This window comes from Pedobacter sp. 22226 (assembly GCF_052045455.1).
GTDB lineage: Bacteria > Bacteroidota > Bacteroidia > Sphingobacteriales > Sphingobacteriaceae > Pedobacter > Pedobacter jeongneungensis.
In genome coordinates this window covers 218250-239907 of the sequence record NZ_JBQEPB010000005.1, presented here as the reverse complement: position 1 = coordinate 239907, position 21658 = coordinate 218250, and the positions used below count along the sequence as shown (strand labels likewise).

General features: G+C 40.3%; 12 protein-coding genes. All 12 read right to left on the bottom strand.

Going from position 1 to position 21658, the window contains the following annotated elements; all coding sequences use genetic code 11:
* Window positions 1-287 precede the first annotated feature (287 nt).
* The 12 genes from ACTJKC_RS13210 to ACTJKC_RS13155 all read right to left on the bottom strand — a co-directional run bounded on the left by ACTJKC_RS13210 (window position 288) and on the right by ACTJKC_RS13155 (window position 21449).
* Window positions 288-2255: a hypothetical protein gene (locus tag ACTJKC_RS13210; RefSeq protein WP_440792532.1), complete on the bottom strand. Its 1968-nt coding sequence runs from the start codon at window positions 2253-2255 to the stop codon at window positions 288-290.
* Window positions 2256-2266: 11 nt separating this feature from the next.
* Entirely contained in the window at window positions 2267-3676 is a 1410-nt protein-coding gene (locus ACTJKC_RS13205) for a 3-keto-disaccharide hydrolase (RefSeq protein ID WP_440792530.1), read from the bottom strand.
* A 142-nt stretch (window positions 3677-3818) separates the two neighbouring features.
* On the bottom strand, window positions 3819-6107 hold the full coding sequence (locus ACTJKC_RS13200) for a GH92 family glycosyl hydrolase (RefSeq protein WP_440792528.1): 2289 nt from the start codon (window positions 6105-6107) through the stop codon (window positions 3819-3821).
* Between the two features lie 39 nt (window positions 6108-6146).
* Complete coding sequence (locus tag ACTJKC_RS13195; protein WP_440792526.1) at window positions 6147-6818, bottom strand: basic secretory protein-like protein; 672 nt, start codon at window positions 6816-6818, stop codon at window positions 6147-6149.
* 262 nt (window positions 6819-7080) lie between these two features.
* The gene (locus ACTJKC_RS13190; protein ID WP_440792524.1) at window positions 7081-8061 is read right to left on the bottom strand and encodes a basic secretory protein-like protein; all 981 of its coding nucleotides are present in this window, start codon (window positions 8059-8061) and stop codon (window positions 7081-7083) included.
* Between the two features lie 74 nt (window positions 8062-8135).
* Window positions 8136-9107: a hypothetical protein gene (locus tag ACTJKC_RS13185; RefSeq protein ID WP_440792522.1), complete on the bottom strand. Its 972-nt coding sequence runs from the start codon at window positions 9105-9107 to the stop codon at window positions 8136-8138.
* Between the two features lie 56 nt (window positions 9108-9163).
* The gene (locus ACTJKC_RS13180) at window positions 9164-10990 is read right to left on the bottom strand and encodes a RagB/SusD family nutrient uptake outer membrane protein (RefSeq protein WP_440792520.1); all 1827 of its coding nucleotides are present in this window, start codon (window positions 10988-10990) and stop codon (window positions 9164-9166) included.
* Window positions 10991-11000: 10 nt separating this feature from the next.
* Window positions 11001-14222: a SusC/RagA family TonB-linked outer membrane protein gene (locus ACTJKC_RS13175; RefSeq protein ID WP_440792517.1), complete on the bottom strand. Its 3222-nt coding sequence runs from the start codon at window positions 14220-14222 to the stop codon at window positions 11001-11003.
* 122 nt (window positions 14223-14344) lie between these two features.
* Complete coding sequence (locus ACTJKC_RS13170) at window positions 14345-14905, bottom strand: discoidin domain-containing protein (RefSeq protein WP_440792515.1); 561 nt, start codon at window positions 14903-14905, stop codon at window positions 14345-14347.
* A gap of 786 nt (window positions 14906-15691) precedes the next feature.
* Window positions 15692-16567, bottom strand: coding sequence for an ROK family protein (locus ACTJKC_RS13165; protein ID WP_440792513.1), 876 nt, complete (start codon window positions 16565-16567; stop codon window positions 15692-15694).
* A 66-nt stretch (window positions 16568-16633) separates the two neighbouring features.
* A complete protein-coding gene (locus ACTJKC_RS13160; RefSeq protein ID WP_440792511.1) occupies window positions 16634-18901 on the bottom strand; it encodes a GH92 family glycosyl hydrolase in 2268 nt (755 codons plus the stop codon).
* Between the two features lie 103 nt (window positions 18902-19004).
* Window positions 19005-21449, bottom strand: coding sequence for a glutaminase domain-containing protein (locus ACTJKC_RS13155; RefSeq protein WP_440792509.1), 2445 nt, complete (start codon window positions 21447-21449; stop codon window positions 19005-19007).
* Window positions 21450-21658: the final 209 nt, after the last annotated feature.

The window sequence follows — 21658 nt, the reverse complement described above, 5'->3', positions numbered from 1 at the left end:
AATCGTCATTTCGAGAATGGCTTTTGTTCCTCCTCAGCAATAACGACACTAATATTAGGTCGGTCTATGTCGAAATGAGGGCAAGCGGTGATTGAACTGTTTTGTACGGACAAAGAAAAAAATTACGGCTAACGCAATAAATCCGATTTACAGCGTTTATGTATATGAGAGCGTTAATTTAGATGATGGGGATTCTGCAATAGTGGAATCCCCATTTCTTTTTTACATTTAAACAAAAAAACGGCTAGCATTTCTACTAACCGTTCCTAACAACTATACTAACTAACTTATTTGTTTAAAGAATTGATCCAGCCGGCAATTTTTAAAGCTTCTGCTTTGGTTACCTGCGGCATTGGAGGCATTTCTGTTGAGTAACCCGGCCAGTTTTGTGGTTGTGGGTTATGGATCAACTGAAATATTTTTTCTGGTGAATATTTACGTTTAGCAATTTCTGCAAAGGGTGGCCCAATTTGTCTTTTAGTTGGGTTGTGGCAGGCTAAGCAGGTATTTTTAGTCAAAAGGCCTTCTACTTCTTTGTAGGTAGGTGCTTTTGCTGCTGTAGTAGCCGGCTTGGTTTCTGTTGCAGTTGCTCCTTTGGCTTCTGGTGCTTTACCGGTTGTTACTTTCGGTATGGCCGTTTTCTTTGCAGGTACAGCTGGTGTTGCTGCAGAGTTTTTAGTGCTTACTTCGCTGGCAGAGAGTTTGTTTCCGTCAGGAATCTGATTTAAAGTATAATAGGCTACCGGATGAATCAGAGAGTAAAAACCATCCTGCGAACGAATACCATCGAGGGTTAAGGTATGGATATAATACTGACGGAGATTAGAAACGATAATCCTTGCTTTTAACCCATCAGCCGAAACTTTAACACCAGAGATTTTTAGTTTCTCGGTATTTACCGGAGGTGAACCATAAACCGGGTGGTATTTGTAAATAAAGCTCTCTGCATTGTACGAAGCCAAGTCTTCTGCAGATTTACGATCAACAGGCATGGTAAATTCTACCTCGAAACCGTCAGGCATTGCCCTAACCGCTTTCATTTCGAATGGGGTTTTGTTATTGTACACCAATCTTTCCAAACCTTCGTTGGCATCACCTGCAGATCCCCAGCCACGGTTGGTTTCGCCCACAAATAATGATCCGTCAGTGCCCCACTCTAATCTTAACACACCTGAACGGAAACCTTTGCGGAAAAGGAAGGCTGCGCCTTGTTCTTCACCTTTTACGGTTTCCATAAAAATCCTCGAGATGATACTCATTCCCTGATCGCCAACCAAAATCTGACCGGCAAAGGGACCGAATGTATTGGCGGGAATTTTAACAGGCTCTGCAGAAGAGATACCCAAAATACCGTAAGGTAACCAAACTGCCGGTAAACGCAGTTCAGGGAATACCTTTTTCATTTCGAATAAGGTTTTGAAAGTTTCGTTCACCCTGTTTTCCGGTTTAATGTACCGGCCTTGTTCGTTTTTAATACGACGCTCGTCCATTTGTGAATAGAAGAAATCGGATTGTAATTTAACAGGAGAATTCGGAAGGTTTGTCCACCTTAAACTTGCAGGGTGGCCCATAAAATCGCCTTTGTTTACTTTCCACAAACCGCCTGATCCTACCCAGTCGCCCTGGTTTTCGGTGTAATAAAATTTACCGTCAATGCTACCAATACCGGCAGGAGAACGGAAACCCGCAGCATAAGGACTCATTTTACCATCTTCGGTAATGTTCATGGCCCAACCACGCATGGGTACACGGCTTTCTGCACGCCACCATTCTTCATCGCCGAAGGCAACGTTTGCGGTAACCATAAAGGTACCATCAGGCATTAATTTAGGTCCGAAACTATATTCGTGATAGTGACCGCTTAAAGGCCATGCATAAACGGTTTCGTACACATCGGCTTTGCCATCCTGATCTTTATCTACCAGTTTGGTTAATTCGCCACGTTGTGCCACGTACAATGCCCCGTTTTTATAGGCAATACCTAAAATTTCGTGCAGTCCGTAAGCAAATCTGCGCCAGTAAGGCTTGGTACTCGTGGGGTTTTCTACAATAAACACTTCTCCTCTACGGGTAGAAATGGCTAAATCGCCGTTTGGCATGGCAATTAAACCACCAACTTCTAAAATCGGTCCTTCTGGTACGCGTACTTTATTTATTTTGAAAAAATCTTCTTCTTTCGGGGTTTCCTGTGCAAAAACTGTAGAAAAGCTAAAACTTAATGCCAGTATTGCTAATTTTTTGAATGTATTTCTCATTGTCATCACAATTAAAACAAAATGGTATAATTTAACCTGGTTCCAATGGCTGCAATTATTTCCCATTTGCCATCAATATTTCTAATAATAGGTTTTGCGGTACCTTCACCAAGCTGTATATAATATGCTTTATCATCAATTAAATACAAACCTTTGCCAGCTTCTTCAATGTTAGAAGCAGTAGCCAATAAGAAATATAAGTCTTTTGATGGTTTATTAATAGTAATCTCTCTGGTTAAACCTTGTCCATTTTCCATTACTTTAATCGCATCGGTAACCTGAGCTCCGTTGATGATGTATTTAAACTCCGGACGGTCCTGCTTATCCATTATATAACCTTTGGTTCTGAAGCCAGTACCTGCGGTATCGGCAATCCAGGCCGCCTGATCGTTTGCTAATTTCGCAATGGCCAAAACCGGTTTTTTGGTAAAACGGGTAATACTGCCCAACGGACGTGAGGTTCCGTTTCCGCGACCATCCCACATCGGGGTCGCATCAACAAAATTACCATGCCAGCCTTGTAATAAGGTTCCGTTATCCAAATCATAGCTATAAGCTGTTTTTTCTGGTCCACCTACCGAAATAGCGTGTACCGAACGTACACCCGGAACCACATCAACAAAACTTCTGATCATGTTATTGCTTGCTGCTTCGATATAAATCGGATCAGCACCGCCTCTTTGGTCTGATTTAGGAATATCAGATAATTCGGTGATTGAGATATTTTTAAAAGCAACCGAACCGTGGTCGCCTTGCAAACGCAAAGGGCCTTTCGCTTTTTCGGCACCTGCTGCACCTCTGGTTGCGCCAAAAAGCTCTACATTTTCGTGGATCAATACACCGTTTAATTCTACGCTGATGATTTTTGCGTTTTGCGTTTTTGTTCCCGAAGCATCAAACTTTGGCGCCTTGAAAATAATTTTAATGTGCTGCCATAAACCAGGCGCTTTACTTGCATTCTGACGGGGAGCAACACCACCAAAACCTTTATCGGCTTCAGGTTTGCTGTCGTCCCAGCGTTGGTAAATGCCGCCATTGTTTGATGAAGTAGCATTTTTTAAACCCCAGGCATCATCGATCTGGATTTCGTAATTGCCCTGAAGATAAATACCAGAATTGGTTCCTTTGGCGGTTAAATAATCTAGTTCTACGGCTACATCGCCATATTCGTTTACCGTATATAAATCGGCACCGGCTTTTTTTGCGGTTGATTGGTTTACTAATATACCTTCGCCTTTAGTTGTTTTTAAAACATTTTCGGCATTAAGATCGGCCACCACATTTTGAGCAAGCGACCATGAATTTGAAGGATTTTTAAAGGCAGAAAGATCTTTGAGATCGATACGCTGACCAAATGCCAGCAGGGTTCCGCAAAGCCAGATGATGGCTGTAAACCCCGTCTTAGAGACGTTGATGTTCATATATTTGGTTTTTTAGTTTAGTCCTTTTGGGGACTAAGGTTTTCCTTAAATATCAGGCTGTATCATCATAACAAATTTTATTCTTCCTTCGATGGGCTCTGGATGACAAATCTATTTATATGATACAGCCTTAATTGTTTTTCTATTTTTCTGTTGATAACGAGTAAGGGAAATCAGCAGGGTTTGTACCTCTTGTTTTGTTTGGCGTTGCGGTCATGTTAAAATCTAACACCGCACCCTTTTGCAAACCACTGTGGCTGATCCAGTTTTTTGAATAAGGTTTACCATTCATTTGCAAGGTTTGCACGTAACGGTTGTTATCGCTATTAGCTGGTGCATTGATGACAACAGTTTTACCGTTTTCTAAAGTAATGGTTACCTTTTTAAACAACGGTGCGCCTAAAACATACTGATCAACTGCTGGTGTTACCGGGTAGAAACCCATTGCCGAGAAAACATACCAGGCAGAAGTTTGCCCGTTATCTTCATCACCGCAATAACCATCAGGTGTAGCTTTATACATCCTGTTCATGGTTTCGCGTACCCAATATTGTGTTTTGTAAGGGGCACCACCATAGTTGTACAGGTAAATCATGTGCTGGATAGGCTGGTTACCATGTGCATACTGACCCATGTTTGCAATCTGCATTTCGCGGATTTCGTGGATTACACCACCGTAAGCGCTTTCATCAAATACCGGAGGCATAGAGAAAACCGAATCGAGTTTGGTTACAAATTTATCATGTCCGCCCATTAATTTGGCTAAACCATCAACATCCTGGAAAACCGACCAGGTGTAGTGCCAGCTGTTCCCTTCGGTAAATGCACCGCCCCATTTAAACGGACTGAACGGGCTTTGGAAAGTTCCATCCTGGTTTTTACCGCGCATTAAGCCAGAAGCCGGATCGAAAAGATTTTTATAGTTCATGGCTCTTTTCTTGTAGATGTCGATCTCCGATGCCGGTTTACCTAAAGCCCTACCCAATTGGTAGATGGTGAAGTCATCATAAGAATATTCTAAAGTTTTAGCCGCATTTTCGTTCTTTTTCACATCGAAAGGCACATAACCCAATTCGTTGTAATATTTAACACCATCGCGACCAACAGCTTCCATCGGGCCTTCGTTATTGGCACCATGTTTTACCGCCTGCCATAAAGTTTCGATGTCGTAACCACGCATTCCTTTAATATAAGCATCAGAAACTACTGAAGCAGAGTTGTTACCCACCATGATGTTGGCATAACCCGGGCTGCTCCACTCTGGCAACCAACCACCCTCTTTGTAATCGTTGATTAAACCCTGTTGCATTTCTTTGTTGATAGAAGGATAAACCAGGTTTAAGAAAGGGTATAATGCCCTGAAAGTATCCCAGAAACCGGTACCGGCGAACATGTAGCCCGGTAAAACCTGACCATTATATGGACTCCAGTGTACAATTTGGTTTTGTGCATCAACTTCGTACAATTTGTTCGGGAAGAACAAGGTACGGTACATGGCCGAATAAAAAGTGCGGGCCTGATCGATGGTACCACCTTCAACCGAAATTTTGCTTAACGTTTTATTCCAGGTTGCCCTGCCTTTTGCTTTTGTAGCATCGAAACCATCGCTAGCCAGTTCTCTTTTTAAGTTAAGATCGGCCTGTTCGAAGCTGATAAAAGAAGAAGCCACTTTTGCAATTACCTGCTCACCTTTTTGTGTAGCGAAACCAATAACAGCACCAGCGTGATCTACAGTCAGTTCTAAATCTTTATCGTTCAGTTTTTTATCATCCCAGGTTTTGGCCAGTTTAAAATCTTTATTGAAATAGATTACAAAATAGTTTTTGAAGTTTTTAGGCAACGGACCACGGGCATATTTAGTGGTATAACCGATGATTTTTCTTTCAGCCGGAATGATTTTAATGTACGATCCTCTGTTCTGGGCATCTACAACTACGTAAGAACTATCGGTTTTAGGGAATGTAAATCTGAATTGGGCTGCTCTTTCTGTTGGGGTAATTTCAGTAGTTACATCAGCGTCAGCCAAATAAACGCTGTAATAATATGGTTTGGAAACCTCTGCTTTGTGGCTAAACCAGCTTGCACGGTCGTCATCAGTAAATCTTAATTTTCCGGTTACGGGCATAATTGAAAAAGCGCCGTAATCGTTCATCCATGGAGATGGCTGGTGGGTTTGTTTAAATCCGCGGATTTTATCGGCTTCATAAGTATATGCCCACCCATCGCCGCTTTTGCCGGTCTGTGGTGTCCACATGTTCATTCCCCATGGCAAGCCGATTGCCGGATAGGTATTTCCATTAGATAATGACGGTTTGGAGGCTGTTCCCATTAACGGGTTTATCCAATCTACCGGATCTGTTACCTTACCTATTGTTTGTGCAAAGCTGGTTGTTGCTGCAAAACCCAGTAAGGCGATAAATAATCGTTTCATTTGTTGTGTTTGTGTTTTTTATATGGGAATAATTATTTTTTAAACTTGCGAATTTTTAACGTAATCTGCCCAAAGTGCATCTAAATCTTTACCGGTTAATTTGGTCCAGATTTCTTTGGTATAGGTATGGTCTCTTAAAGAAGCATCAACGGCTTTAATGGTACCTGGTTTTACATCTTTTTCTATCCAGGCAAAAAATGCAGCAGTAATGCGGTAACTGTTTTTATAAGAATGATCTGGTTTTAGCGCTGGTAACGCCCATTTGGCACCGGCATTATCTACGCCGAATTTATAGCGGGCATAATCGGCAATACCTTCGGTTAACCAACCCGGACCAACACTGCGGCCATAATCCTGTACGATGTGCATTACTTCGTGGGTAACTACATCAATATCTTCGGGGTGTTTTATCATCCACATCGAACTAAAGGTTACTTTACCATCAGCGGTTGCAGCTACACCCTTATAAGCCGTATCTACAAAAAACTTTACTTCTTTAATGGTAGACGGATTGTATTCTTTTGCCAGTTTCGGATAAACTTCGAAAAAGGTTTTGATCAGCCGCTTTTTAAGTTGTGGATCAAGTTCTTTGAAGTTGCTTTCGAACGATAAGGTATAACCGCTCTTTTTAGTGATTTCCTGCGCTTTCAACTGCACTGATAAGGCCGAAACAAGCATCACGAAAACCGAAAGAATAGATATTTTTTTCATTTATTATGGGATATTAGTGTTTTGGTTAGCGTTTAATTCTGCAAATTAATTATTTTATGTAAAACGTTTTAGTAAATGATCAAAAATTTTACTTTAGTGATGGTTATTTTTACAAAACAGCGGTCGTCATTTCGAGCGGAGTGCAATAGAGCAGAGAACCCGAAGGCTCAGCGAAGCTAAATCTATCTCGGGATAGATCTCTCCCCGCCTGTACGGGCAGGCATTCCATTGCGTTCCAGTCGAGATGACGGCCATTAGGTAATTATTTCTTACTACTATAAGTCAGGGTTACTTTTTGTGGTTCTTTACCATAATCTGTCCACAGCTGATCGAGGGTTTTTCCGGTTAAGGTTTCCCACGATTGTGCGGTGTATTGATGTGCCCTTAATTGCTGATCCAATGTGGCAATTAATCCCGGTTTTACGTTTTGCTCTAACCAGGCAAAAAAGCGGGCAGTAATGCGGTAACTGTTGGTATAACTCTGTTTTTCGTTATAAGCCGGCAGACTCCATTTCGAGCCTACATTATCTACTCCATATTTATAACGCACATAATCGGCAATGCCTTCTGTTAACCAAACCGGACCAGCGCTGTAACCATAACCCTGAACAATATGCATAGTTTCGTGTGTAACCACATCAATATCAGTTGGGTGTGCTTTCATATAACCCGCGCTGAACAAAATTCTGTTCCCACTAGCTTCTGCCACGGCTTTATAAGCAGTATCAACAACGAATAAAACATCGTGAGTAGATTTATCGTTAAATGTTTTTACCAAAGTGGGGTAGATTTCGAAATAGGTAGAAATTAGGTTTTTTCTCACCTCAGGATCCAAATTCGGGTCTTTGCTGATGAAAGTTAAACTGTATCCTTTATGTTTTTCTTTACTGTATGATACCCAGTTTTTGGAAAGTGCGGTAAATAATTCTTTCTCAATTTTCTTTTGAGATTTGTTTTTAACCCATTCGCTGTTCACTTTAATTTCGCCGGCTTTGGCTTTAATTGTAGGTGTTTCATCGGTTACAAAATCCAGCACCACATTTCTTTTCGTTCGGTAGCCATCTGCCTGAGCAAAACCCGGATACACATTAAAAAAAGCGGCTTCCAGTTTATGATCTACCGTTGGATTTGTTGCGCTGTCTTTATCGTTAATAGTTAGCTTATACCCTCTTTCCCTGTTCTGCGCATAAGCAGCTGTTGTTAAAAATGATAGCAATGTGAGGATTAAAAATTTGTTGTTCATTGTTTTATTTGTGTGTTTATAATAAAAAAAAGAAAGATCCAGGTATATATCCTGAATCTTTCGCTTAAATAAATTTAGTAGTTAATGTTAGGAAAATCGGATTTCGCTTTGGCCAGCATTGGTGCCCAGTCTGCACCTTTTTCGTCTTTCGGTCCGAAAGCGCTTAATGCCAATGGGGCCAGGTCTGCTTTGGCTGCGCCGCTCCAGAAATGGATAAACTCGCCAAAATTCATTTTCCGGGTATATTGCTGGTAACTTTTGCCCTGTACAGTAATAGCCTGTTTAGGGAATTGCTGAGACAAAAGGGTAAAGAAGCCGTTTAATACTTTTGTTTTGCCATAGTTTTCGTAAACTGGTAAAAACCAGTTTTTAAACCATTGTGTACCTGCTCTTGGATAACTATCGGTTGTGGTCATCATTTTAGCCGACCAGCGTTGTGCATCAGCAGTTCTGTTTAACCCCAGATACACATCGTATTGATAGATTTCCATCCATTTACTGTCGTGCCAGATATCAAAAGCCGGAGATTCTTTTATACCTTTCGATGCTCCTTCTACAATATGGCCAATTTCGTGGGTTGATAAATCAATGTCGTTATCTACCCCGGTTACCCATGCATTAAGGTCGTTAGAACCGCAGTCCGTAACATTCCGGTAATCATGACCGGCATCAAGATAGGTCCCCGGATGACCACCGCCATATTTACCGGCATGGTAAATTACAAATAAGCGGCTATCATCTCCAAATTTACCATAAGCTTTTTTGGTGTAATTCCAGGCTTCGGCCATATAGGTTTTTGGCCAAACAATGGTGGGTTTAACATCGCCGTCATAATAAACCACTACGCTGGTATCGTACGATACACGGTTAAGTAATTGCACATGTTCGAACCAATGCTCTTTCCAGGTTTTAGGTGGTGCATCTGGCGGATCTATTGCTTCTACCAGTGGAGGCGCAGGTTTCACCGTTTCTACAGGTTCCTTTTTAGTATTACAGGCCAGAAGTAAAACCACGGTTATTGCTGATAATGGGAAAATATTTTTCATAGGTTAAATGTTAAGGAATTAAAAAGCACCAGGTGAAATACCCGGTGCTTTTAATTTTACCAGCCTGTATTTTGTACAATTACAGGAACTTTTTGAATTTCACCACTTGGTATTGGCCACAGATAGTGTTTCTTTTGGAAAACCCTGTTTTCGGTAACTACTGGTGTAAAAAATCCAGGTGCGTTTTGGGTAATATTTAAACCCCTGATTTGTGTATCTGTAGTTTCTGCAATTTTCCACTCTCTTGTATAGAAATAGCGGTCTAACTCGAAAGCCAGCTCAACGCGTCTTTCTCTACGAATAGCATCTTTCATATCGGTTGGAATAGGAAGTCCGCCGGTTCCATAAGCAGGAATCCCCGCTCTTGTACGAATTCTGTTTAAATAAATCAGGATATCCGGATCAGAAGGATTCGACTCTTGTAATGCTTCGATATAATCCAGATAAATCTCAGCCAACCTGATCATGGTAAAAATAGTCCTGCCATTTGTCCAACCCGCTACTGTAAGGTGCTTTCTTGAAGTATAACCGGTTTTTGTATAATCTGTATTTGCAATGGCCGATTTACCTGCATTACCATTAAACTCGAAACTGGTAACAATATTTGACGAAGTATTGATCCATTTACGGCCTGAATAAGTAATATTTGCATAAAAACGTGGTTCGCGGTTCACATACATATTACTGATTGCCCTTGTTACCCCCTGATCGTTAGGATCTGGTGCCTGAAAAGCGGAAGTACCATTTGCTGTATAAGATGGATCATTTTCTATCGGCAAACCATTGGCCGTAAAATAGGCATCTACCAATTGTTGTGATGGGGATAAAAATGAACCTCCTTTATCACCACCCGAAGCACCTGCATGGTTAGGCGCTAAAGAATATTGATAAAGTGTAACGTCTCCACCTCTGCCAAAAATAATTTCAGAGTTCCAGCCATTTAAAAACACATCTCTTGTGGCAATAAAAGCTCTGTTAAAAGCATTGTTAGGCAAACCTGTAGGTGTGGCTGTAACACTATAAAGTGCATAACTGCCATAATTGGCATTATTTAAAAATGCTTTAGCAGCTGTTGCCAATCTTGTCCATTTCGCAACACTGTAAGTTTGGTTAATCAATTGCTTACCATCCTGATTTTTAAGATTTGCATAATCTGTATTACCATTAAATAACGGACGCGCGGCAGTTAGGAGTGCCTTAATTTTATAAGCATCTGCCACAGACGCTGTTATATGGCCATAATCTTCTGCAGCTTGTGGAGTAGCAGGCAATTTAGCACTCGCTGCCTCTAATTCGCTTACAATATAATCGATACACTCATCCATAGAGTTACGTGGTTTACTGATTGCTGCCAACGGTGCATCAGATGCAATCGGATCATTGCCCAATAAAATTACCGGTCCGTATTGTCTCACCAGGTAATAATAATAAATAGCCCTCAATGCTTTTGCTTCATTATAATAACGGTTAACGATATCAATATTACCAAGGTTACAATCGGTACATTTAGTAACATTTGCCATAAATGAACTGGCAGCCTGTATGCCGCGATAATAATTTTGCCAGTGATAATTTACCTGCCCTGCAGTTGCATCCCAGGCACCTGTGTTTACGTTTTCGCTAAAGTTGGGCAAGGTATAATCTGCTTCATCAGAAGCGGCTGTCCACGGGCCAATATTACCCAAAGCTGATGGAGAACGGTCCTGATCCTGATCAGGAAGTGTTGAATAAACATTTGCAAGTGCACGCTCAACAGTAGCCTTTTTCTCGTACATCTGGTCGAAGGTTAACCTATCATCAGGTACCTGGTTTAAAAATTTCTTACAGCCATAATTACTTACAAGAAGTAATGCAGCAACTGTATATATTAATATTTTTTTCATCCTTTTTATTTTAAAAATTAGCGGTTAAACCTAAAGAATAATTTGAGGTTAACGGATATCTGGTACCGTTATCTGTACCTAATTCGGGATCCCATAGTTTGAATTTGCTGATGGTAAATACGTTATAGCCCATTGCATAAACCCTTAAGCGTTTAACACCAAGAGATTTGATTCCATTTTTAAGCGTGTAACCAAAATCTGCATTTTTCAACCTTAAGAAACTGATATCACGTTTCCACCAGGTGCTTGATTGATAGTTATTGTTATTGGTACCACCATAAGATAAACGTGGATACACTGCATCCTGACTGGGATTAGTTGTTGTCCAGCGATCTGCAGCTACTGCTAACATATTACCCAAACCACCAGAATTGGCGAATGAAGGAATATTCAAAAGAATATCGGCATTATCCTGTCCCTGGAAGAACAAACCAAAATCGAAGTTTTTATAGGTTAACGAGAAACCGAAACCATAAGTGGTACTTGGAATGTCACCTCTACCGATAACCGTTTTATCGAACGAATCGATTTTACCATCACCGTTTAAATCTTTGTATTTGATATCGCCTGGCATCAGCGTTCCAAACTGTGTAGGGCTCGCATTGATTTCTGCCTGACTATCGAATAATTTTTCGGCAATGTAACCTACTCTTGTAGCAGCCAGTACGTTAAGACCACGTTGCTCCATCCATGGATAAGCCTGAGGAGCCTGATCATTCTCAATTACCTTATCTTTATTATAAGTAAAGTTGGCTCTTAAATTAAGCGACCAGTTTTCACCAAACCTTGCATCGTACTGTATCGTACCATCAATACCTTTATTTTCTACAATACCCAGGTTACCGATCGGCGTATTGGCCAAACCGATATAATTTGGCACGGTACCCCTGGTAATAAACTGATCTTTTCTTCTTTCTTTAAAGAAATCGACAATTAACGAAAGGTTATTATTTAACGTTTTTATTTCGAAACCTAAATCCTGCTTACGCGTTTCGGCCCAGGTTACATCTACCCCATAAGCCGTTACGCCTAAACCACCTGTTGATGAATTGCTACCCGGAACGATGTTTCCATTCTGTCCAAAAGAATAACTAGGCGAATCGCCTACCTTTGTTAAATAGTAAAAGCGCTGGCCTTCGTTATCGGCATAACTGTTACCGCTTCCTCCACTACCTGCAATACCATCAGAATAACGGAATTTAACCATCTGAATAGCATTTTTAAGTGGTTCGAAAAATTTCTCGTTCGAAAGCAACCAACCCAAACCTATTGCAGGGAAATAACCATAACGTTTATTTGGTGCAAAGTTTTCTGAACCGTTATAGCCCATGTTAAATTCGAAGAAATACTTGTTATCATAAGCATAAGTAGCACGGGTGGCAATACCCTGTAACCTATATGGTAGAGATAGTGTTAAATTATCGACAAATGGATTGGTATTATCGTTCTGGTTGTACAATAATAAACCGGTTACTGCATGCTTTCCGAATGTACGGTTATAATTAAAGCCAAGCTCAAAGTATAATTTCTTATCGCCCCTGTTGGTTCGTCCATAATTTAAGAAATCCTGTCCCTGTAATACCAAACCATATTTATAACCTGAATTTGGATTGCCGGGAGTAATATAAGGGTCGTTAGGATTGATCCTATATATGGTTTCCCTTTTAATCCTGTTGATGAAATTGGTATTACTGGCATCAAAAGAATACATTGAAGTAACCGATAAACCCGGGGTTAACTCTTTTAAATCCTGTGTTAAACGAAGGTTAGAATTTACCTGATTGGTATATCCTACCCTATAACCATTGCGGGTAACATCACCATAAGGGTTACGCTGATCGGACTGCGGACTGATACCCGGTAAACTTCCATTTGGATAAAGAATGGGGAATGAGGTTGGGTTAATCTGGAAAGCCTGGCTAAAAATATCCTGTGCACTGAAGTTACTTGGGTAGTTATTTTGCGATAATATTCCCTTAATACCTAAGTCTAATTTAGTTGTACCTGTAATGTCCCAGTTTAAATTTGCGCTTACATTGTATCGGCCATAATTTTGTTTTACAGCAGAATTTACGGCATCATCAGTTTTAAATAAACCATCTTCGCCATAATAACCTAAGGATACATAGTATTTTGCGTTACTTACACCACCGGTTAAATTGGCTGTTGCTGATCTGTTTCTACCAAAATCGTTATATATGGCATCAAACCAGTTTACATTAGGGTAAAGGATCGGATCGGTACCTGCCGCTGTTTTTTGAACGGCATCAATTGAGTATGCTGGTGTAAATGCACCTGCTGCACCACCTCTTAAATAATCAGAATACTTAGCTTCGTTGGCTAAATTCATATAATCAACACCATCAATTAACTGTGGCCTTTTGGTGAAACGGCTCACCCCTTCATAATATTCCACATTGATTTTCGGTGTACCAATTTTTCCCTGCTTGGTATTGATCAGGATTACACCGTTTGCACCACGGATACCATATACTGCTGTTGCAGCAGCATCTTTCAGTACAGTAAAATTCTCTACATCATATACACTGATATCATTCAGGTTACGGTTTGGAACACCATCGATAATTACTAGCGGGCCCCTATCGGTACCTGTTAACGAAGATATACCACGGATAAAAATATCAGATCCTGTTGCACCTGGCTCACCATTTCTAGATACGTTAACTACCCCCGGTATACGGCCTGCCAATAACTGGCTCATGCTCGAAACCGGTTGTTTTAAATCGGCCACATTAACTGAAGATTGTGCACCCACCAAACTTTCCTTTTTCTGCGTACCAAAACCTACAATAGCTACCTCCTGTAAATTGGCACCTACTGTTTCTTTTAAACGGATATCCAATACTGTTTGCGTACCCACAGGAATCTCTTTGGTATCATAACCAACATAAGTTATAACCAAAACTGTGTTTTGATCAGGAACAGTAATGGTAAATGCGCCGTTCGTATCTGCAGCTGCACTGGTAGAACTGCCTTTTACTTTGATACCTGCACCTGGTAAAGGCAAACCTGCCTCATCTTTAATGATACCACGGATTATAATATCGGCCCTGGTTTGGCTAACCGCAACCGAACTGTTTATATTAATGGCTGAAGCATTGGCCTTTGCATAAAAACCACTGCTTAAGGCTACTGTAAAAGCAAGCGCCTTAAAAGCACAATCTTTAAGCCTGAGCCTGCCCCCAGTTAAATTTGTATTTTTTTTCATCATAAAATTTTTTTTGTTAACAGAAATACTGTTATTTGGTCTATTGATCAGTTGAAAATCTTATTGCCTGCCATACTAACCGGCAGAATAATCTTAATTTGTCTAGTAATAGCAAGAGTGATAAATTACTGTTGCTCCTCAGGCACTTCAATTACCCGCCACTCAGACAACTGGAACAAAGAGCCACCGTTATTTGCCGTAATGCTAAGTCTGTAGTACTTGTAAAGCACTTTGTTTTTGAAACTGTAGGTTTTGGTCATGTTACGGCCCGAAAATGTTTCACCTGTTCTGGTATCAAGATCTACCCAGGTGCTCCCATCTGTAGAACCGCTTAATTTCCAGTTTTTAGGATCCCTGTCGGGAGCATCACCGCCCGATGTTAAAGTATAGGATGCCACTTGTTGGGGTGAAGGAAAGGTTAACTGGATATAAAGGGCCGACTGATACGGATTGATCAGGAATTTTGTGTTGATATCATTATCAACCACTTTTAGCGATCCTTCTCCTGCTGAAGCACCTCCGGAGTTTTCAAAGTTAACAGATACAACGGCCTTAGCGGTCACATCTACCTTTGCTTTCCAGGTAAAAAGATCCACTGCAGGGTACTCTTCTTTACCGCATCCAAGAAGTAAAGCTAACGCAAAGCAGAGCCCTGCGGCTTTCTTGGTCATTTTTAAAAGATTCATAATTGATTAATTTATAGTTTGTTGGTTATTAAAATGTGCAATATTTAGCCACATGATCAATGATAGATCAGGAATTGAATCTGTCTTTAAAGAAGCGCTAATTCTAAAATGTGTAGAAAATAATTAGTTCAGTACATTAACCCCTGTACAAGTTAATTGGGAGTTAACAACGCAAACAGCTGATTTACAGCGAAATGATTTTCAGTTACCTTTATCGTTAGCCTCTCTCGTATTACGAAAAGAATACTAATGGCGCATAGACAGCCAGCGCTGGTTTGGGAAGTTTTTGGTCATGATTAGTTTGGTTGGTGTTTGATTAGTTTGTTGGTTTCCGCAGGGCAGAATGGGTATATCAGAATGTAAATTTTACTTCATTGAGTTTCTCCTCTTATTTCTGTATGAATGGTTAGTTACTTTTTGGTTAAACTAAAACGTTTTAGTTTTGTTTCGTAAAAAAAAGCCTTGATCGATGATCAACACTTGCTCTTGTATCAGCTCTATAAGAATACTTAAATAACTGAAGACTAAAACGTTTTATTAAGCAATAATAAGCATATTCTTAATAAATCAAGAATTATATATCTTTTTTTTGATGAAGAAATATTAAAAAATTCTCCTGCTGGTCATGTTTAAGAGAAAAATGAATGAAAATATCCTATAAAAAGGATCATTTTCTTAAGAAAAAAGAAAAAATGAAGATTAACCGCAGAATTACTTTATTAAAATTGCAATTCTGCGGTTATTTTTAAAGGGAATAAAAAATGTAAAATACTCTGGTAAAACACTTTAGATTAAACTTAAATCGCAACAACTGGCGGCGCCAATTAACGCAGCGTGCTCTTTAAGTTCCGAAATTTTAATACTGGTTTCTATGCCATTACCTTTAAGTGTAGCAATCAGTTCAGGTGCAAAAGCACTAAAAGATTGTGCAATATTACCACCAACAATTACGGTATCTATTTTATGTTTTCTGATAATCGGAATTAGGAACTGGGCAAGGTTATAGCCAAACTCCATAAATACCCTGGTGGCAAAATGATCGGTTTCTACAATTTCGACCAGTTCTTTTACGCCATCTACCGTTTTACCGCTAAGTTGGTTAAAACGTTTTACGAACCAGCGCGTAGAAAGGTAATCTTCTGCAATTCCGTCTAAAAATTCGGAGTTCCAAAGGTCGGCATCAAAGGCTTTGTAGTTTAAACAAAGCGAAGATCCAAGCCCTGTTCCCAATGTTAGGCCTAGTACACTTGCATTTCCTTTTGCAGCACCGGCAAAAACCTCACCCTGTAAAAAGCCAGCGGCATCATTTATAAAGTGGATATTTTCTGCCGGGATATCTAAACGTTTGGCCAGTTCTTCTTTAACATTTACCTGATAAAGCGACTTAAACTTATCCTGATCTTTGATCAATGAAATCCCTTCGTTATAATTAAACGGTCCGGGCATGGCAATCCCCACATTCCGCGCACCGTTTTTAATGTTTTGAAAAGCTTTGCTGATAATATCGCACCATGCCGATAAAATCACTTCCTTATTCTCCTGTGAGTTCACAGGGCTACGCTTGATGGAATCCTTCACCAAAGTTCTTGTTTCCAAATCCACCAATGCGGCTGTTATATGCGAGCCGCCAATATCTACACCTAATGCAACAGGCTTTTCCATTCTATATCTATATTTCTGTTATTTTTACTAATTCTCATCAATGCGCCAAAAATAGCGATTCAATATTTATTTACTCAGCGAAAATGGCTTATCGTCTTCTAAAAGTCCTCTATTTAACGAAGGTTTAACATTCATTTCTAATTTTAACACGCCACCCTTTAAAATATCGCTATGATTAATAAAGTTTTTAGTGAAATTTTTACCGTTTAAACTTGCAGATTTAATATAAACGTGCTCTGCGTCATTTGCGGGTGCTTCGATTACGAATTTTTTGCCATTTTCTAAATTAATAGTCGTTTTCTTAAACACGGGACTACCTAAAACGTATTCTCCTGTACCTGGTGTAACGCTGTAAAAACCCAATGCACTTAATACATACCACGATGAGGTTTGCCCCTGGTCTTCATCTCCGGGGTAACCATTTTCGGTAGCATCATACAATTTTCGCATTACTTCGCGGGCATGAAACTGCGCTTTCCAGGGCTGATTGGCATAATTATATAAATATACCATATGCTGTATTGGTTGATTGCCATGCGCATATTGTCCCATGTTAGCCATCACCATTTCGGTCATTTCGTGGATCATGCCGCCGTAAGAGCCCACATTAACTTTATTGGGTTCAGTAAAAACAGAATCTAGTTTAGCCGTAAAATTGTCATTTCCGCCCATTAAACTAATTAAACCTTTGGTATCCTGAAAAACCGACCATTGCCAGTGCCAGGCATTACCTTCGGTAAAAGGTCCGCCCCACTCTGTCGGGTCGAAATTTGGTGACCATTTGCCCTCTGCATTTTTGCCTCTCATAAACCGTGTAGCAGGATCGTACACATTTTTATAATTGTACATCGGTTTTTCGAAAACCTCCATATAATGTTTATCGCCGATCATTTTGGCCAATTGATAAGCACAATAATCATCGTAGGCATATTCTAAAGTTTTAGCAGTAGCTTCTCTATATTTTGGATAAGGTACATAACCCAATTGGTTATATTCATTTACGCCATCCCTTCCGTTTGCCGGCCCCCATGGCCCTTTATTCATCGCTTCATGGTAATAGGCATCCAGTGCCTTCTTTGGATCGAAAGTCCTGATTCCTTTCGCCCAGGCATCGGCCAGTAAGGAAATGGCATGGTTGCCGATCATGCTTCCCGCTTCGCTGGGGAACGACCACGAAGGCAGCCAACCACATTGTTCGTAAGCATCGAGCATGGCCTGCATGTAACGCCCATGCATTTCGGGCTGTACCAAAGTATTTAAAGGAAATTGCGCACGAAAAGTATCCCAGAAACCGGTATCGGTAAACATGTATCCATTGTGTACTTTTCCATCGTAAGGGCTGAAATAGTAAGGTTTTCCGGCTTCGTTCAGTTCATAAAACTTTCGCGAGAACAAACTTGCCCTGAAAAAGCAGGAATAAAAGGTTTCCATATCGGCTTTCGATCCACCTTCTACTTCGATTTTACCAAGCGATTTATTCCATATCGCAGCCGCATTGGCTTTGGTATCTTCTAAAGTTTTATCATTTCCTAATTCTCTCTTTAAATTCAGTTCTGCCTGTTTTAAGCTGATGTAAGAGGAAGCGGTTTTTACCTGCACTTTCGTACCTGATTCGAACTGTACAAATGCACCTTTGCCCAATCCTTCGGCAATGAGCGAATCTTTATTTACGGTATTGCGTTTGTTCTCCCAGGTACCATAAGCTTTTATAGGCTGATCGAACTGAATCACAAAATAACTTTTCCAGCCACGTTTAAAACCTTCTCCGTTGTTTACCCAACCAGTAATTTTATTTTCTTTAGGATAAATCTGAACGCCACTAAGCCGGGTGTATCCATCCAGAATCAGGAAACTTCTTTTGCCTTTCGGATAGCTGAAACGCAGGTGTGCACCCCGCTCTGAAGGAGAAATTTCTGTGGTAATTTCATTTTCGAACTTTACTTTATAATAATTGGGTTTGGCAATTTCATCTTTATGGCTAAACCTGGCTTCACGCTGATTTTCATCAACAACCAGTTCATTAACCATGGGCATTAAAGAAAATACCGCGTAATCTCTTGTCCAGGAGCTACATTGGTGTGCCTGCTGAAAGCCCCTGATTTTATCTTTAAAGTATTGATATTTCCAGCCATCGCCATTTCTGCCGGTTTGGGGCGTCCAGGTATGCATGCCGAATGGCAGTGCAGTAGTGGGATAGGTATTTCCCCTGGTAAGTTCGTGTTTAGAATTGGTGCCCTGCAGCGTGTTTACATAGTGGACCCAATCTTTCTGCTGTGCCAATAACCCTTTGGCAGCAAGGCAGCATAAAACGGATGCAATTAATTTAAGTTTCATTTGTGTGTTGTTGGTTCTTTTCAGCCGATATAAATCAACTGTATATTAAAAATCAGCTATCGCCTGCATAGGTAAATGGGTGCAGGCAAAGCTGATTGATGTTTTATTTAATATTCCATTTATCGGCGAGCATTTTAATAAAATAACCGCCAACCACGCTCCTCGCCTGGAAACCCGTCATTTTTCCGTTGGTGGTTTCGTGCCAGTCGCTCAATGGCACCCTGCTTTCAGTTTCGGTAGCATAACGGTAAATCGGTTTTATAAATTTTTGAAAATCTGCTTCGTTATCTGCCAGGCTGGCGGTCCAAATAATCCAGTCCGATTTGGTGTAGGTTCTGCGGCTATCTAAAGGCAGGCCGAAATCCTTTTGTTTGGTCAGATAGAAATTGATTTCCTTTTTATATACTTCTTTCGGGAAAAGATCCAGTTTTAAAAGTTTATCCCACACCAGGTTATATTTCTGGCTCCAGGTATTTTTATCATTAAAAGTTAAAGCATAATGATCGCCGTCGTCGGCCATTTTCATCCAGTTCTGTGCCATCTGTAATGCAGCAGTACGGTATTTAGTGGCTATATCAGTTTTACCTAACAATTGTGCCATTTGGGCATAACCACCTAAGGCTACGATGGCTTTTACCGATAAGTTGGCGTTACGGGCGAGGTGACCGGCAAAATCATCGGTACACAATTGGTTGGCAGGATCGAAACCTTCTCTTAACAGGTAGTTTGCCCATACCGACATCACTTCCCAGTGTTTTTCGGCATATTTGGCACTTCCTTCAGCTTTGGTAATGGCGGCAGTTAAAATGATCATATTTCCGGCTTCTTCTACCGGCATATCTTCGCCATAGGTTTGCCCATTAGCCAGTGGATAAGTGCCTAAATCATGCGCGGCAAAGGGTTTTTTCCATTTCCCGCTTTCCGAATAATAAAAAATACCGTTCAACATGCCTTTTAATAATTCGGGATTATACACCAAAAATTGTGGCGCAGACGGATAGGTTACATCAACGGTATTGATTGATCCGTTACTGAAATTCTCTTTTGAAAGGAAAAGAATATCCCCATTAGGTGCATAAACAATTTTATGGGCCGCAATAGCTTGTCTGTAAGCCAGTTTGCACATCTCTGCATATTCCTTGCCCCCTGCTTTCTCGGCATCAGAATAAAGTTTAGTATCAAAAGCAGCACATTTTGCTTTTAAAGATGAATATTGTGCATTCGCGTCAGCCAACTGATCTTCAAATTGCTGCGAACCCGATTGTCTCCAAACCGGCGATAGTTTTTCTCCAAAATATTCTACTGATTTTAAATCATCGTAACCGAGCATCACATATTTCTCTACCGTAGCAGAAGAGACGGTACCGAAGGGAATCACGCTGCTTAAGCTTAAGTTTTTGGCATTTAAAACCTGGTTTTGAGCAGGATATTTTGCGCCCATAAATGTTTTTAAATTTTCATTCTGCGTACCTATAAACTGTATAGCATTAAATTTAGCCGGAACAGCCACATATAAATAGCCCCAATCGATCCGCACATCATCGCCACGTTTTTTTAACACCGGTTGCTCAACAGTTCCTGTTTTAAGTATAGAAAGGTTGTTTTTGGTACTTTTCCATGCCGAAACAGCCTGTGTTGGTGTATTTACGGCAATATTTGATGATGCACCAAAGAAAAGATCCACTTTGTGTGCCTTGCCATCGGCTGATTTTACAGCATAATTGATGTAACTGATTGGTCGCGCGGTTAGTTTAATATCGTTAAGCAATAACGGAGAAGTAAAACTCACTTCTAAAGCTACTTTACCACAAGTAAAACCATACTTTGTTGTAGTTGCTGATAGTGATACATTGGTTTGCGTTGCGGGGTCGATTTTTATCTCCTGGGCTTCCTCTTCTACAATCCCGGCATCGAGGTGCCTGCCACCAACGGTATTTTTGCAATGGATGGCCAGTACATTTTTACCTTTTTGTAAAATACCTTCCTCAACAGGCAGGTAAATATAATCAGAAACCCATCCGTTTTTCCTGTAAATTAATTTACCGTTGAGGTACACCATTACATTATCATCGTGATTGAGTTTAAGGTATTTTTTTGCAGATGTTAGATTTGCAACTTCAAAAGTCCTTCTGAAATAGAGGTCGTTGGTATTCCACTTTGTTTGATCAGCACGCTCATCGCCAAATGGCGCATCGCCTTTTTTCCAGGCGCCATCATTGTAAGTATTGGTTTCCCAATCTTTTTCAGGCTGATCGAAGGTATAGCTGGCCTGGTATTTACTCTCATCAGCAGCAGGGAGAATGGTTTTAAAGGTCTTACTTTCTTCGCCCATAAAACGATAAAACTGATCGTCAACTTTTATAATGCCCAATAAAGATTGTTCCTTACCCGTCCAGTGTTTGGTAACCGATTTATTTAAGCCATCACCAAAAGACCAGATACTGAAATAGGCATCGTGCGTAATCAGCGGGTAAGCCGGGGCTTTATCCTGTGCTTTAAGGGTGAAGGTAATAAAAAGGCAAAATGCCAGTAAGGAAAGGTTTCTCATCGTTCAATATTTGGTTCGTTGCAATGGATAAATCGTTTTACTTAATTTACCGACCAAATATTTATTCTGATGGGAATGAAAATGAGGATGATAATTCTGGTTAAGATGGATTTTTGTTCTCTAAAGCCGCAATAAAGTAAAACGTTTTACTAATCCAATATTAGAGAATTTAAAAATCATATTAAAACCACATCTCGTAATATTTAAGT